Source organism: Flavobacterium frigoritolerans (genome assembly GCF_025847275.1).
Taxonomy (GTDB): Bacteria; Bacteroidota; Bacteroidia; order Flavobacteriales; family Flavobacteriaceae; genus Flavobacterium; species Flavobacterium frigoritolerans.
In genome coordinates this window covers 21,430-35,946 of the sequence record NZ_JAOZEV010000025.1, presented here as the reverse complement: position 1 = coordinate 35,946, position 14,517 = coordinate 21,430, and the positions used below count along the sequence as shown (strand labels likewise).

The window sequence follows — 14,517 nt, the reverse complement described above, 5'->3', positions numbered from 1 at the left end:
GATCCAGATATTGTGGTTGGAGTACTTTTTCCGAAAATAACAGGTAATGAATTAGCTTCTGATGTAAGTTCTCAATACGATGGAGTAATTGTATATGTAACCGAACCTGCTTCTAACCCTATAGGAGCTACTCTAGAGGTAGATAGTAAAGGATATTATTATTACGATAAGGTACAAAATTCCTGGATGGCAATAGGTAAAAAATATAATAATATAATTGAAAGTTCTAATTTGATTTATGCACAGGTATCAAGAACTGGTACATTTAAACTTAATTATCCTAGCAATAACAACAATACGAATTTTGCAAATAATTATTTGCCTTGGAATTCCATCGAAGGAACACCTGGATCAAGTCAAATAAAAATTGATTCCAATGATCCTTCGCTTTTAATTTTTCCTAAGGGACATTTGTTTCGTATTACGGCAATGATAAGTATTGTATCGGCTACAAAACCTGGATATGTGGTAACAAAATTTGAGTCTCATACAGCAGTACCCTTGCCGTTAAGTACTTGGGGCTATATAGAAACAACTAGTGAAGCATATCAAGAAGGTGGAGTTATTTATGCTACAACAGTAATCAATACTGTAAATCAGGAAATGACAATTAAATTAAATGCACCAGTATATGGGCATTCGGCAGGGAACAGAGGATTTGTACTTGGAGGTTCTGAGGCTGATGATCCTTTTTATACAAGCTATTTGGTAGTAGAAGAATTATAAATAAAGAAAATGATGAAAAAAAATACATTTATTCATGTATTAATAATGTTAATTACTTGGAGTATTAATGCTCAAAAAACAGGTATGAATACCCGTAGTCCAAGAGTTGCATTAGAGATAGGAAATAATTTAAATATTGAAATTCCAGACGGTTTAATTATTCCCAAAATATCAGGTGCCGAGTTAAAATCTAAAGACGCAATATATCAAAGTAGTTATGACGGTATTATGGTTTATGTAGATTTTCCTTTGAATGTTGAAGATACAACTAGTAAAACTGAATTTGTAGTCGAAAAAGGATATTATTATTACGATGCTACAAAAGCAAAATGGTATAAAATTGACCGTTATTTAAATGTCGCTGCTGGTAAAACTATAGTGCAAATAAAACGATCAGTTACCGAACAGTTAATAGGAACCACTGATACTCCAGTGGTTTGGAGTAGTATTTCGGGTATAAATAATGAGGTAGTGAAACTTAATGACATTGATAAAGCTATTATCGAATTAGCCCCAGGGAAATCTTTTAGAATCACAGCCGTTGTTGGAATAGGAACAAGTTCAGTTGCCACCTATTTAAGGACTAAAATTGCTCCCTCTGAGCCTCTTATTGATGGAGCAAAGATTTATATGTCGACATTAGGAGTTGTAGAGTCAAACTCTCTCAATGAACCTAAAGGAGCAGGGACCGATCCTATTTGTTATGTATATACGGGAAATAGTGGTCTAAAATTATCACTTATGGCTAGAAGTCCGGAGGATGGTAGAAAAACGTTTATAGCTGGAGAAGTAACTACTCAAAATGAAGGTACTTTTATCTTGATTGAAGAACTATAGTTATCTATTATTTATTGTGATTTGTTGATTGTAATTACTGTATCTGTTTGGTCAGATAGTAAAGATGTTATATAATGGATATTCCGGAGTAAAGTGAATATTTTGCTCCAGAATACCCTATTGGTGTACTCAGAAATTGATGATTAATACTTCGAACTTAAATTCTACTGCCTTTATAAATGTTGAATTAATTTTACAAAATTGAATGTGCCACGATTCTGTCACAAAACTCAAAACAGCAATAATTGAAATAATAAACAACTTGGCAGTCATTGCTTTTAGTTGCTAAAAAGGTTGCAACATATGTTTGTCATTGAATAAGATATAGGAAAAATGGATTCTGAATAAGTAATTTTAATATCATTTTTTTGAAGAACTTAATTCCAAAATACCTTATTATTTGTTTTAATTAAACCTTTTATAGTTATTAAACTTTCATCGGTATATGAATTAAGAAAAATATAATCTCATAATCCATTAAGATTAAAACATCCACTACTTTTGATTGATATTTTGCTATTATTTTGAATGGAATACATATTATGATCTACAGGTAATATCTATTTAACTCTAGCTTTATTTGCTTTATCTTTTTATTGCAATGATTAAAATTAAAGCCTTAAAATAAGCAATAGGAACATCTAAAAAGAGATTAGTTGAATGATGTTTAGTAAAAACTTATTTCAATATTTAAGCATAAAAAAACCTGCTCGATTGAGCAGGTTTGTGATTTTTATATCAAAAGAAATTACTTTCTTTTGATAACTCTTTCTACAGCTTCAACAATCGCTTGATTGTTTAGTTTGTATTTTTCCATTAATTGTTCTGGAGTTCCAGATTCTCCGAAACTATCATTAACTGCTACAAACTCTTGTGGAGCTGGATTGTTTAATGCTAATACTCTAGAAACGCTTTCTCCAAGACCTCCAAGTATATTGTGCTCTTCAGCAGTAACAACACATTTTGTTTTTGCTAAAGATTTTAATATTGCTTCTTCGTCAAGTGGCTTGATAGTATGGATATTGATTACTTCGGCAGAGATTCCTTTTGCTTCTAATGCTTCTGCAGCAATAAGAGCTTCCCAAACTAAATGTCCAGTAGCGACAATTGTAACATCTGTACCTTCGTTTAATAAAATTGCTTTTCCAATTACGAAAGGCTCGTCTGCAGGTGTAAAGTTAGGTACAACTGGACGTCCGAAACGTAAATAAGCTGGTCCGTGATGATCTGCTAATGCAAGTGTTGCAGCTTTAGTTTGATTGTAATCACAAGTATTGATTACAGTCATTCCGGGTAACATTTTCATTAAACCAATATCTTCTAATATTTGGTGTGTTGCTCCATCTTCTCCAAGTGTTAAACCTGCGTGAGATGCACATATTTTTACGTTTTTATCTGAGTAAGCTACAGATTGACGGATTTGATCATAAACTCTTCCTGTAGAAAAGTTAGCGAAAGTTCCTGTAAAAGGAATTTTACCTCCAATTGTTAAACCTGCTGCAATTCCAATCATGTTTGCTTCAGCAATTCCGATTTGGAAAAAACGCTCTGGGTGATTTTTTTTGAAATCATCAAATTTTAATGAACCAATTAAATCAGCGCATAATGCAACAACATTTTCGTTTTTCTGACCTAATTCAGTCATTCCCGCTCCAAAACCTGAACGAGTATCTTTACTTCCTGTATTTGTATATTTTTTCATTTTTTTGTTGCTATAAGTAATATACTTTGTAATTAATAGGCATAAAGCTTATTATGAAAAGTATAAAGCTTTTTTAATAATCTGCTAAAGTTGAAATGTTTTGAGCTAATGCATTAGCTAATTGGTCGTTGTTTGGTGCTTTACCATGCCAAGCATGTGTATGCATCATAAAATCCACACCGTTACCCATTTCTGTATGTAGTAAAATACAAACTGGTTTTCCTTTTCCAGTTCTTGATTTAGCATCGGCCATACCTGCTAATATAGCATCAATATTGTTACCTTCTTTGATATCTATAACATCCCAATCAAAAGCTTCAAATTTAGCACGAATGCTTCCCATTGCTAAAACTTCATCTGTAGTTCCGTCAATTTGTTTTCCGTTAAGGTCGATAGTTGAGATAAGGTTGTCTACTTTTTTAGCAGAAGCATACATGATAGCTTCCCAGTTTTGCCCTTCTTGTAATTCTCCATCACCATGTAATGTGTATACAATATGATTGTCTCCATTTAGTTTTTTAGCTTGTGCAGCTCCAATTCCTACAGATAATCCTTGTCCTAATGAACCTGAAGCAATACGTACTCCTGGCAATCCTTCATGAGTTGTAGGGTGACCTTGTAAACGAGAGTTTAGCAATCTAAAAGTTGCTAATTCTGAAACTGGAAAATAACCGCTTCTTGCTAAAACGCTATAAAATACTGGAGAAATATGACCATTTGAAAGGAAGAAAAGATCTTCTCCAATTCCGTCCATATCAAAACCTTCTTTACGGTCCATAATATTTTGGTATAAAGACACCAAAAATTCAGTACAACCTAGTGAACCACCTGGGTGACCTGAGTTGACTGCATGTACCATTCGAAGAATATCTCTTCTTACTTGGATAGTTAAATCGCTTAATTGTTGTGTGTTAGGCTTCATTTTATGTGTAAAAGTTAAACTATTGCAAATGTAATTTTTATTTAGTGTTAAGGCAAATGATTTTAAAGGAAATGTAACAATTAGGGAATTAGTTAATTTTGTGTTTTGGAATTTATAATTGGCTAAAGTTGTTAATACTAAGAAGTATTAATTTTGTTTTTTTATATATAAATTAGCGAATTATGTAATTCCTTGAATTTCGCCCCAAGTGATTAATTGTATGTTGTTTTCTTTTAATTTATGCTTGCATTCTTCGCTAGTGAAATAATCAAAATCGATTTGTCTCCACTCTGAACCAAAATTGGGATGGTTTTTTGTAATGCCTTGCATTTCATTATCATCGAATGCTGGATGAAGTAAGAAAACATTGAATCCAGGTTTTATGTTATCTAGAGCTTTTTCATAAGATTTTTTTAGTTCATCCTTTTCGAAGTCAGTAAAGTTTCCAATTAAGAGATTGTCGGCTACAAGGGAATTTTCGTAGTTATACTTTTCATTAGATAGGCTTATAGATTCTACAAATTGTTTGTTGATGAAAACAGGTAAATTATATTCTTTGCCTAATGCTTTATATATTTCCAAAAATTCTGGTGATACACCTATGCTGCACATATGTGAATCTAGATGCGTAGGTTTTAGTCCAAATTGTAATGCTTTTTCAATTTGAGCACGAAGTTCTTTTTTTACTTCTTCGGGTTTTGCATTATTAATGAAATCTTTTCTGGTTTTATGGAAATAGCCATTTTCGTCTACTAAGGATGATACTTTGTTAATAGGTAATATTGGTCCAAATTTATAGTTCTCCCACTCGCAAGTAAGTGTCAAATGGATTCCGTTATCAAATTGTGGATTGTCTTTGGCAAAATTTGCCATTTCGTAAAACCAAGGACAAGGTACCATAATGCTATAGGAATTAATACTTCCATTTTGTAATGCTTGTATTGTAGCTCTGTTTTCTGAATGGGATAATCCTGCATCATCGGCATGTATGATTAATAGTTTGCTGTTTTCTGGATATCCTAGTTTTTGTGCTAAATTCATTTTGGTTAATCTTTTGATGATTTTATATTCAAATTTAGTAGATTTTTTTTGCATGAGGGATAATAGCGGCATCCTTTTGTGTAGTAAAATGGAACAAAAGATATAGCGAATAGCCCGACCCAAAGGGACATGCCCAAATTAATTCATAAAACATCTTTAATTTTTTGATTTATCTAATTATCTAATTTTCAAATTAACCTATCTTTGCCGACTGAAAAACGTGTATATGAAGTTTGATTTATTACAAAAAGATCTGCAATCGAAAGCGAGAGCGGGAAGCATTACTACTGATCATGGAGTTATTGAAACTCCTATTTTTATGCCTGTTGGTACTGTTGCATCGGTTAAAGGTGTGCACCAAAGGGAGTTGAAAAACGACATAAACCCTGATATTATTCTAGGAAATACATACCATTTGTATTTGCGTCCGCAAACTGAAATTCTTGAAAAAGCAGGTGGATTGCACAAATTTATGAACTGGGATAGGAATATATTGACTGATTCTGGTGGATATCAAGTGTATTCATTGTCTGCTAACAGAAAAATTAAAGAGGAAGGTGTAAAGTTTAAATCGCATATTGATGGTTCTTACCATTTCTTTACTCCTGAGAATGTAATGGAAATTCAGCGTACTATTGGAGCCGACATTATTATGGCTTTTGATGAGTGTACACCATATCCTTGTGATTACCGTTATGCGCAGCGTTCGATGCATATGACTCACCGTTGGTTGGATCGTTGTATCAATCATTTAGATAAAGTACCTTTTAAATACGGATATGAGCAAACATTCTTTCCTATTGTTCAAGGTAGTACTTATAAAGATTTACGTCGCCAGTCGGCAGAATATATTGCAAATGCAGGTCAGCAAGGTAATGCCATCGGTGGATTATCGGTAGGTGAACCAGCTGAAGAGATGTATGCTATGACTGAGATTGTTTGTGAAATTTTACCAGAAGATAAACCTCGTTATTTAATGGGTGTTGGTACGCCAATTAATATTTTGGAAAATATTGCTTTGGGTGTTGATATGTTTGATTGTGTAATGCCTACTCGTAATGCTAGAAACGGAATGTTGTTTACTGCAAATGGGTCAATTAATATCAAGAATAAAAAATGGGAAGCTGATTTCTCTCCAATTGATGAGATGGGAATTACATTTGTAGATACTGAATATACAAAGGCTTACCTACGTCATTTGTTTGCTGCTAATGAGTATTTAGGGAAACAAATTGCTACGATTCATAATCTTGGTTTTTATATGTGGTTGGTTCGTGAGGCTAGAAAACATATCTTAGCAGGAGATTTTATGCCATGGAAAGAAATGATGGTTAAGAATATGAGTCAAAGACTATAAAAAAGTTTAAAGTTTTTTTGGTTTCAAGTTTCAAGTTTACGAAGGTTAACATGAAACATGGAATATGAAACATAAAAGATATATGCTGACAATAATAGACAAATACATCTTAAAGAGATATTTAGCAACTTTTACAGTGATGTTGTTGCTATTTATCCCGATTGGGATTGTAATTGATGTTTCGGAGAAGATTAATAAAATGCTAGAGAACAAAATCCCCTTTTTGGATATTGTTGTTTACTACTATAATTTTACTATTTATTTTGCTAACTCTTTGTTTCCGATATTTTTATTTTTATCGGTAATTTGGTTTACATCAAAATTGGCTAATAATACTGAGGTTATTGCCATACTTAGTTCAGGAATTTCTTTCTCGCGTTTCATGCGACCTTATATAATTGGCGCTTCGATTGTTTCGGTATTTGTTTTGCTAATGGGATTTTATATTGTTCCTGCAGCAAGCGAGGGCTTTAATAATTTCAGGTACACCTATCTTAAAGGTGGTGGAAAAGAAGCAATGCATGGTAATAATACTAATGTATATCGACAAATAAATGACAACGAATTTATTTATGTAAATAGCTTTAATGATATTTCTAAAACTGCTTTTAATTTTACATTAGAAAAATTTAAAGGAGAAAAGTTAGTTTCTAAAATTACAGCAAGCCGTATTCAGTGGAATCCTAAAGATAGTACTTATACGATGTATGATTATACTAAAAGGACTTTGGGAGAATTAGATGATAAAATTGAGAAAGCACCTGAAAAGAAAGCAGTGTTTACTTTTGATTTAGAAGATTTGACTCCTGTGGTTTATATTGCTGAAACTTTAAGTATTGGTAAATTATACGATTTTATAGAAAAAGAGAAAAAAAGAGGTTCTGGTGATATCAATGTTTATTTGGTTGTTTTATATAAAAAAATAAGTGTTCCGGTTTCAGCTTTTATTTTAACGATTATCGCAGTTGCTGTTTCCTCGATGAAACGTCGTGGAGGAATGGGAACGAATTTAGCAATAGGAATTGCACTTGCTTTTGCTTTTGTGTTTTTTGATAAAATATTCGGTACTCTAGCCGAGAAATCAACCTTTTCACCATTATTTGCTGTTTGGTTCCCGAATATCGCTTTTGGAATTTTAGCAGTTTACTTATTACGTAATGCAAAACGATAAATTAAAAAGTTACCTAAGTCTTCATCTAATAGTTTTTATCTGGGGATTTACGGCTATTTTAGGTGCATTAATTACTATAAATGCAGAAGCTTTGGTTTGGTATCGAATGCTTTTGGCAGGGATTTTTTTAGGATCATTTATTGTTTTTAAAAAAGAATCATTTCGAGTTCCTATAAAAGCTTTTTTTAAGCTAATTTTTGTTGGATTGCTAATTGCTTTGCATTGGATATTTTTTTTCAGAGCAATTCATGTTTCTAATGTTTCGATAACACTTTCTATATTTTCTTTGGGAGCTTTTTTTGCCTCTTTATTAGAACCGATTTTTTTTGGAAGAAAAGTGTTATGGTATGAAGTTTTCTTTGGGTTAATTATTATTGCTGGTTTGGCATTAATAATGCAAGTTGAAATTCAGTACTTAAACGGAATGTATTACGCTTTGGCTTCTATAATTTTAGGTGTTTTATTTACATTAATGAATGGGAAATTAATTGCCGATCATGAACCATCGGTTATTACTTTTTATGAATTTGGAGCGGGTGTTTTTTTTATATCTATTTACTTTTTATTTCAGGGTAAATTTACTGCTGATTTTTTTGAGCTGTCATTGAATAACTGGCTATTGATACTGCTTTTGGCTTCTGTATGTACCGCTTATGCATTTACAGCTTCAGTAAAAGTAATGAGAAAACTTACTCCTTATACTGTGATGCTTACCACCAATTTAGAGCCAGTTTATGGAATTATTTTAGCCTATTTTATTCTGGGAGGAAAAGAGAAAATGAGTACCGAATTTTATATAGGTGCTATAATAATTGTGATAACAGTTATATTAAATGGTGTTTTTAAACACTATAAAAAAGATGATAAAGTGTAATGTTTTAACTTTTTCACTCTTTATTTTTTTATACTTTAATACTAAATAAACACGCCAAACAATATAATATTTTTATATTTGCGGTTCGATTTAAAAACAAAAATTCAAAAAATCCTATGGAATATTTAGATTTTGAACTTCCAATCAAAGAATTAGAAGAGCAGTTAGAAAAGTGTGTTATCATTGGAAAAGAATCAGATGTTGATGTAACGCCAACGTGCAAACAAATTAATAAGAAATTAGAAGAAACTAAAAGGAGTATATATAAAAATTTAACAGCTTGGCAGCGTGTACAACTGTCAAGACACCCAAACAGACCTTATACCTTAGATTATATTAAGGCTATGTGTGGTGATACTTTCTTGGAACTTCATGGAGACAGAGGTTTTAAAGATGATAAAGCAATGGTAGGTGGTTTAGGTAAGATAGATGGCCAGTCATATATGATTGTTGGTCAACAAAAAGGATACAATACAAAAACACGTCAATACCGAAATTTTGGTATGGCTAATCCAGAAGGATACCGTAAAGCATTGCGATTAATGAAAATGGCTGAGAAATTTGGTATTCCTGTTTTAACTTTGGTAGATACTCCGGGTGCATATCCAGGGCTAGAGGCTGAAGAAAGAGGACAAGGAGAAGCTATTGCTAGAAACATCTTTGAAATGGTTCGTTTAAAAGTACCTATTATCACTATTATTGTTGGTGAAGGAGCTTCGGGAGGAGCTTTAGGAATAGGTGTGGGAGATAAAGTGTATATGCTTGAGAACACATGGTATTCAGTAATCTCTCCAGAATCTTGTTCTTCTATCTTATGGAAAAGCTGGGAATATAAAGAGAAAGCTGCAGAAGCATTAAAATTGACTTCTTCGGATATGAAAAAGCAAAAATTAGTTGATGATGTTATTCCTGAGCCATTAGGTGGAGCTCATTATGATAGAGAAACTACATTTGCAACAGTTATACAATATATCACTAAAGGATATAATGAATTGAAAGACTTATCAACAGCTGATTTAATTGCCCAGAGAATGGACAAATACAGTAAAATGGGCGAATTCAAAGAATAAATTCTTACAAATTTATAAAAAATCCGAAGCCTTATCGTTTCGGATTTTTTTTTGGTTTTGAACAAAATACATTAACTTATAAACAATTATTAGTAACAACTAGATGGGTTTTCCTCTCTAAATTTTGTTACATTCGCTATATGGAAAACTTCAAGAATATAAACCCAATTAAGGTCGATAAAACCGCAATTATTAATTTAGAAAAAGGGAAACTTCCCCCGCAAGTACTGGAGTTAGAGGAGGCTGTACTTGGAGCAATGATGATTGATAAAAAAGGAGTCGATGATGTAATTGATATTTTGCAGGCAGACGCTTTTTATAAGGATGGGCATAAATATATTTTTGAAGCAATTGTTCAGCTTTTTACCGAAACACAACCAATCGATTTATTGACTGTTTCGGCTCAACTTAAAAAAAATGGAAAATTAGATTTAGCGGGAGGAGATTTTTACTTAATTCAGCTTACGCAAAAAGTAGCATCTTCTGCGCACATCGAATTTCACTCTCGTATTATACTTCAAAAATTTATTCAACGTAGTTTGATTCGTATTTCCTCAGAAATTATTGAAGCGTCTTATGATGAAACAACAGACGTATTTAACTTGCTTGATCAAGCCGAATCAAAATTATATGAAGTAACACAAGGAAATATTAAGCGTAGTTCTGAAACAGCTCAGAGTTTAGTACTTCAGGCAAAAAAACGTATTGAAGAAATTGCTAAGCAAGAAGGTTTGAGTGGTGTTGAAACCGGTTTTACCAACTTGGATAAACTGACTTCTGGATGGCAGCCGAGTGATTTAATTATTATCGCAGCTAGACCAGCGATGGGAAAAACAGCGTTTGTACTTTCGATGGCTAGAAATATTGCTATTCAGTTTGGGCATGCTGTAGCATTGTTTTCTTTGGAGATGGCATCTGTTCAGTTGATTACGAGGTTAATTTCATCAGAAACTGGATTATCATCAGAGAAATTACGTACTGGTAAGTTAGAACCTCATGAATGGGAGATGTTGAGTACTAAAGTAAAGAACTTAGAAAAAGCTCCCTTGTTTATTGATGATACACCATCACTTTCTATTTTCGATTTACGTGCAAAATGCCGTCGTTTGGTTTCACAGCACGGAATTAAAATTATCATTGTTGATTATTTGCAATTGATGACTGCTGGTGGAAATAGTAAAGGAGGAGGAAATCGTGAGCAGGAAATTTCTACAATTTCCCGAAACTTAAAAGCTTTGGCAAAAGAGCTAAACGTTCCTGTAATTGCACTGTCGCAGTTATCGCGTGCGGTTGAAACGCGTGGATCAAGTAAGCGTCCGTTGCTATCGGATCTTCGTGAATCTGGAGCAATTGAGCAGGATGCTGATATCGTATCGTTCTTATACCGACCAGAATATTACAAAATTGAAGAATGGGATGATGATGAAGCTTCGCCAACCGCTGGTCAGGCAGAAATAATGATTGCTAAACACCGTAATGGTGGTATCGAAAACGTTCGATTGAAATTTATTGGGCATCTTGGGAAATTTGATAACCTTGATGATTTTTCAGGTAGTTATGATGATTTACCATCAAAAATGAATCATGAAGATAATCAGTTTGTTACTAAAAATCTTCCTTCTGCAAATGAAGCTTTTGGAAGTAATTTTAATGACGATGACGATGATGACAGCGATGTGCCGTTTTAATTGACAGTAAAAAAAATATAAATGAAAAGGAGAAACTATCAATAGATTGTTTCTCCTTTTTTTATGTAGATTAATAAAAAATATTTTAAGATGCTTTTACCAAGTAAAAGTTGAATGTAGAAACAAAAGTATTTTCGTGTTCATTATTAGTCGGGCGATTTTCTGATTTAAAATCTGGATTGTATTGCCATTGATCACTATGAATATTACATCCGCTTTTTGTTATATAAAGATTTCCATTATATGGTTTATAGCCTTCAACATCTATTTTGAAATTCATTTTTTCTGATACTTTTTCAGAGCTTGAGAAACCGGTATGAATCGAATATACTCCATTCAATGCAGTTAATAAATGATTTTTAGCGTAGAAACGATTCCTTTTTGTACTGACTTTTATGTCCGTATTTATTGGGAGATTAGTTTTAGCATCTAAAATTAAACCTTTAATTATCATATTTTTTCCTGTGGCAAGTACTGGTACTATATTCAGATTAGTAACATTTTTTTGATCAGTTGTTGCTAATAAGGAATTAGTTGATAAAACTAAAATACCAGAAGTTAATAGACTTGTTTTTTTTACAAATAATCTTCTTTCCATGTGGTTTGTTTTTTGGATAGTATTAACGAGATTGAGTCATAATGACTTGTACCCCTATATTGTTAGGGTAAGAAATTAAAGGGAGATATGAAATATCTCCCTTTTTGTAAATTATTTTTTAAGTATTAGTTTGTAGGTAACTGGTTTATTACCTTTCGTTTCACGAATGAAGTATATACCATCACTTAAGTTCTCAACATTAATTGTGTTGATATTATCGGCAGTAACTTTAACTGTTTTAACAATCTGCCCTGATTGGCTGATAATACTTAAATCAGTATCATGATCTGATTTAACGTTTACAATACCTTGACTTGGATTAGGATAAATCATGAATTTAGATTTTTCTTCAAAATCCTCTGTTGCTAAGTTAGTTACATTAACACATGGAGCAATTACTGTACAACCGTTTAATGTTATGGCTACTCCATAAGATCCATTAATCGTTGGAGTGAATGTTTGACCCACTTCTCCAGCAATATCAGTATTAGGACAAGTGAACCATTGGTAAGTTGCACCAGCTTGATCGGCTGTTAATGTATTGTTCGCGCGAGTAATACTTAAGATACTCGCAACAGGTTCAGTAATAGTGAATTCCTCCGTTTTGGTACATGTGTTAGCATCTGTTACTGTTACAGTATATGTACCAATAGTAAGACCAGATGCAGTTGCAGCATTTCCACCAGAAGGAGACCAAGTATAAGTATATCCACCAGCTCCACCAGTTACTGTTGCAGTTGCTGACCCGTTGGCTCCGCCATTACAGGTTACATTAACTTGGGTAGGAGTAATTATGATCTCAGTTGCAGGCAGAATATTTACAACTTGTTGTTTTGAACAAAAGTTTCCATCAGTTACGGTGACAGTATAAGTTCCCGCAGTTAGTCCTGAAGCAGTTGCTGCCGTTCCTCCAGAAGGAGACCAGGAATAGGTATATGTACCAGTACCACCTGTAGCTCCTATAGTAGCAGAACCATTAGATCCGCCAAAGCAAGATACGTTGTTTTGTGTAGTCACAGATGTTATAATCTCAGTTGCAGGCAGAATATTTACAACTTGTTGTTTTGAGCAAAAGTTTTCATCTGTTACAGTTACAGTATATGCTCCTGCAGTAAGGCCAGACGCTGTAGCTGCAGTTCCACCAGAAGGCGACCAAGAATAGGTATATGTACCTAATCCACTACCACCTGTAACTCCTACAGTTGCAGACCCATTAGATCCGCCAAAGCAAGATACATTAGTTTGTGTAGGTGTTATACTTATTGGTGTTGTTGTTTCAATAATAGTAAAGGTTTTAGTTGCTTCGCATAGTATACCATCTCTTACAGTTACTGTATAAGTTCCTGCACTTAGGTTTGTAGCTATACTGCCAGTACCACCAGATGGGAACCATGAATACGTATAACTACCAATTCCTCCACTAGGAATTACAGATGCACTACCCGTATTAGTACCAGCACAAAGGATATTATCTTGAGCGCCCGAAAGGGTCATATTAGAAACAGATAGTGTACCATAATTAGAATTTGCAAAACAAGTAGCGATTCCATTAATAGCAACAGCTCTATATCTATAGGTACTCATTGCTGTAGTTACACTAGTTATAGTTAATGTGTTTGTTGTAACTCCCGAATATGGAGCAACATTTGCAAGGTCAGTGTAGGTACCGGCACCAGTTTGGTCCACTTGCCATTTGTAAGCTGTTGCGCCAGTTGCAGATGCAGAAAATGTTGTATTGCTTCCTGGGCAAAGACTTCTATTAACTGGATTGGCAGTAATAACAGGAGCTGTACAGGCAGGTGTTTCAAAAAGGCGGAAGTTATCTATTGCAAATTCTTGGGTTTGAGCTCCATTTGCAAAAGCATTCAAACGAATTTGTAATATTAATCCTGAACCTGGGATGTTTGCAGAAAATTCTCCAAACGCATAGCTTAAAGCAGCTCCATCTCCTATTAAATCTCCATTCGTATCAAGTTTTAATGATGGGCTGTCATCAGCTGCACTGGCATAAAAAGCCAATATTTTAGTCCATGGCCCTGCGTCAATTTTATATTCGACAATAACATAATCTTGCTGAACACCACTATCAGAGCCTTGCCAGGTATTTTGATCATTTGCTGCAAAAAGACCTTTAAATGAGAGCCCATTTTTTCCAGTAATATTAATAGTGGCCCAAGTGACCTGTTGATTGGGAGAGGCTGCATTATTTTGGCAGGTTAAGCCTCTATCAAGATCTTCTCCTGCCCATATTTTACTACCTTGAAAACCAGTATAGGTAGTATTAGGAAGTTGAAGGCTATTAAGTTCAATTCCTGCAGGTGTAGTTCTAAAAAAATAAGAAGTTGCTGGTGGTCCTCCACAAGAAAACTCTATTGATGGACTTCTTGCACCAGAACTTGGGGCTCCAGTATCTTCAAATGTATCGGACCAAAATTGCGTTTGCGCATTACCTCTTGTATAAAAGAGGGAAAGTAATATCGCAAAGATAATAGTAAAGTTCTTTTTCATAATCACATAGTTTTTAAATTAAT

The 14,517-nt window shown here is 33.6% G+C and carries 12 protein-coding genes; 7 read left to right on the top strand and 5 right to left on the bottom strand.

Going from position 1 to position 14,517, the window contains the following annotated elements; genetic code table 11:
* On the top strand, positions 1-726 hold a 726-nt coding region (locus OIU80_RS19695), incomplete at its 5' end, for a hypothetical protein (RefSeq protein WP_404827386.1).
* A 9-nt stretch (positions 727-735) separates the two neighbouring features.
* Positions 736-1,563, top strand: coding sequence for a hypothetical protein (locus tag OIU80_RS19690; RefSeq protein WP_264288677.1), 828 nt, complete (start codon positions 736-738; stop codon positions 1,561-1,563).
* A gap of 748 nt (positions 1,564-2,311) precedes the next feature.
* Here OIU80_RS19690 and OIU80_RS19685 read toward each other — a convergent pair.
* From OIU80_RS19685 to OIU80_RS19675, 3 genes are all read right to left on the bottom strand, one after another.
* The gene (locus OIU80_RS19685) at positions 2,312-3,265 is read right to left on the bottom strand and encodes a transketolase family protein (protein ID WP_017498449.1); all 954 of its coding nucleotides are present in this window, start codon (positions 3,263-3,265) and stop codon (positions 2,312-2,314) included.
* Positions 3,266-3,338: 73 nt separating this feature from the next.
* A complete protein-coding gene (locus OIU80_RS19680) occupies positions 3,339-4,187 on the bottom strand; it encodes a transketolase (RefSeq protein ID WP_264288676.1) in 849 nt (282 codons plus the stop codon).
* 180 nt (positions 4,188-4,367) lie between these two features.
* Entirely contained in the window at positions 4,368-5,228 is an 861-nt protein-coding gene (locus OIU80_RS19675) for a polysaccharide deacetylase family protein (protein ID WP_264288675.1), read from the bottom strand.
* Positions 5,229-5,454: 226 nt separating this feature from the next.
* On the opposite strand from OIU80_RS19675, the gene tgt reads away from it, so the two are divergent.
* The 5 genes from tgt to dnaB all read left to right on the top strand — a co-directional run bounded on the left by tgt (position 5,455) and on the right by dnaB (position 11,388).
* The gene (tgt, locus tag OIU80_RS19670) at positions 5,455-6,585 is read left to right on the top strand and encodes a tRNA guanosine(34) transglycosylase Tgt (RefSeq protein WP_039116475.1); all 1,131 of its coding nucleotides are present in this window, start codon (positions 5,455-5,457) and stop codon (positions 6,583-6,585) included.
* A gap of 82 nt (positions 6,586-6,667) precedes the next feature.
* The gene (locus OIU80_RS19665) at positions 6,668-7,756 is read left to right on the top strand and encodes an LptF/LptG family permease (RefSeq protein ID WP_264288678.1); all 1,089 of its coding nucleotides are present in this window, start codon (positions 6,668-6,670) and stop codon (positions 7,754-7,756) included.
* Positions 7,743-8,630 (top strand): DMT family transporter, encoded by an 888-nt coding sequence (locus OIU80_RS19660; protein WP_264288674.1) that lies wholly within the window; start codon positions 7,743-7,745, stop codon positions 8,628-8,630. Before OIU80_RS19665 ends, OIU80_RS19660 begins: the two co-directional genes overlap by 14 nt.
* 116 nt (positions 8,631-8,746) lie before the next feature.
* Complete coding sequence (locus tag OIU80_RS19655; protein WP_264288673.1) at positions 8,747-9,700, top strand: acetyl-CoA carboxylase carboxyltransferase subunit alpha; 954 nt, start codon at positions 8,747-8,749, stop codon at positions 9,698-9,700.
* A gap of 140 nt (positions 9,701-9,840) precedes the next feature.
* Entirely contained in the window at positions 9,841-11,388 is a 1,548-nt protein-coding gene (gene dnaB / locus OIU80_RS19650) for a replicative DNA helicase (protein WP_264288672.1), read from the top strand.
* A gap of 85 nt (positions 11,389-11,473) precedes the next feature.
* Here dnaB and OIU80_RS19645 read toward each other — a convergent pair whose 3' ends face one another.
* The gene (locus OIU80_RS19645) at positions 11,474-11,986 is read right to left on the bottom strand and encodes a hypothetical protein (protein ID WP_264288671.1); all 513 of its coding nucleotides are present in this window, start codon (positions 11,984-11,986) and stop codon (positions 11,474-11,476) included.
* A gap of 111 nt (positions 11,987-12,097) precedes the next feature.
* A complete protein-coding gene (locus OIU80_RS19640; protein ID WP_264288670.1) occupies positions 12,098-14,494 on the bottom strand; it encodes a T9SS type A sorting domain-containing protein in 2,397 nt (798 codons plus the stop codon).
* Positions 14,495-14,517: the final 23 nt, after the last annotated feature.

Excerpts from the sequence above, each read along its gene's own strand:
- OIU80_RS19660 (WP_264288674.1), top strand. The coding sequence starts at position 7,743 with ATGCAAAACGATAAATTAAAAAGTTACCTAAGTCTTCATCTAATAGTT.
- OIU80_RS19665 (WP_264288678.1), top strand. The coding sequence starts at position 6,668 with ATGCTGACAATAATAGACAAATACATCTTAAAGAGATATTTAGCAACT.
- OIU80_RS19655 (WP_264288673.1), top strand. The coding sequence starts at position 8,747 with ATGGAATATTTAGATTTTGAACTTCCAATCAAAGAATTAGAAGAGCAG.
- OIU80_RS19675 (WP_264288675.1), bottom strand. The coding sequence starts at position 5,228 with ATGAATTTAGCACAAAAACTAGGATATCCAGAAAACAGCAAACTATTA.
- OIU80_RS19680 (WP_264288676.1), bottom strand. The coding sequence starts at position 4,187 with ATGAAGCCTAACACACAACAATTAAGCGATTTAACTATCCAAGTAAGA.
- OIU80_RS19685 (WP_017498449.1), bottom strand. The coding sequence starts at position 3,265 with ATGAAAAAATATACAAATACAGGAAGTAAAGATACTCGTTCAGGTTTT.
- OIU80_RS19690 (WP_264288677.1), top strand. The coding sequence starts at position 736 with ATGATGAAAAAAAATACATTTATTCATGTATTAATAATGTTAATTACT.
- dnaB (WP_264288672.1), top strand. The coding sequence starts at position 9,841 with ATGGAAAACTTCAAGAATATAAACCCAATTAAGGTCGATAAAACCGCA.
- tgt (WP_039116475.1), top strand. The coding sequence starts at position 5,455 with ATGAAGTTTGATTTATTACAAAAAGATCTGCAATCGAAAGCGAGAGCG.
- OIU80_RS19640 (WP_264288670.1), bottom strand. The coding sequence starts at position 14,494 with ATGAAAAAGAACTTTACTATTATCTTTGCGATATTACTTTCCCTCTTT.
- OIU80_RS19645 (WP_264288671.1), bottom strand. The coding sequence starts at position 11,986 with ATGGAAAGAAGATTATTTGTAAAAAAAACAAGTCTATTAACTTCTGGT.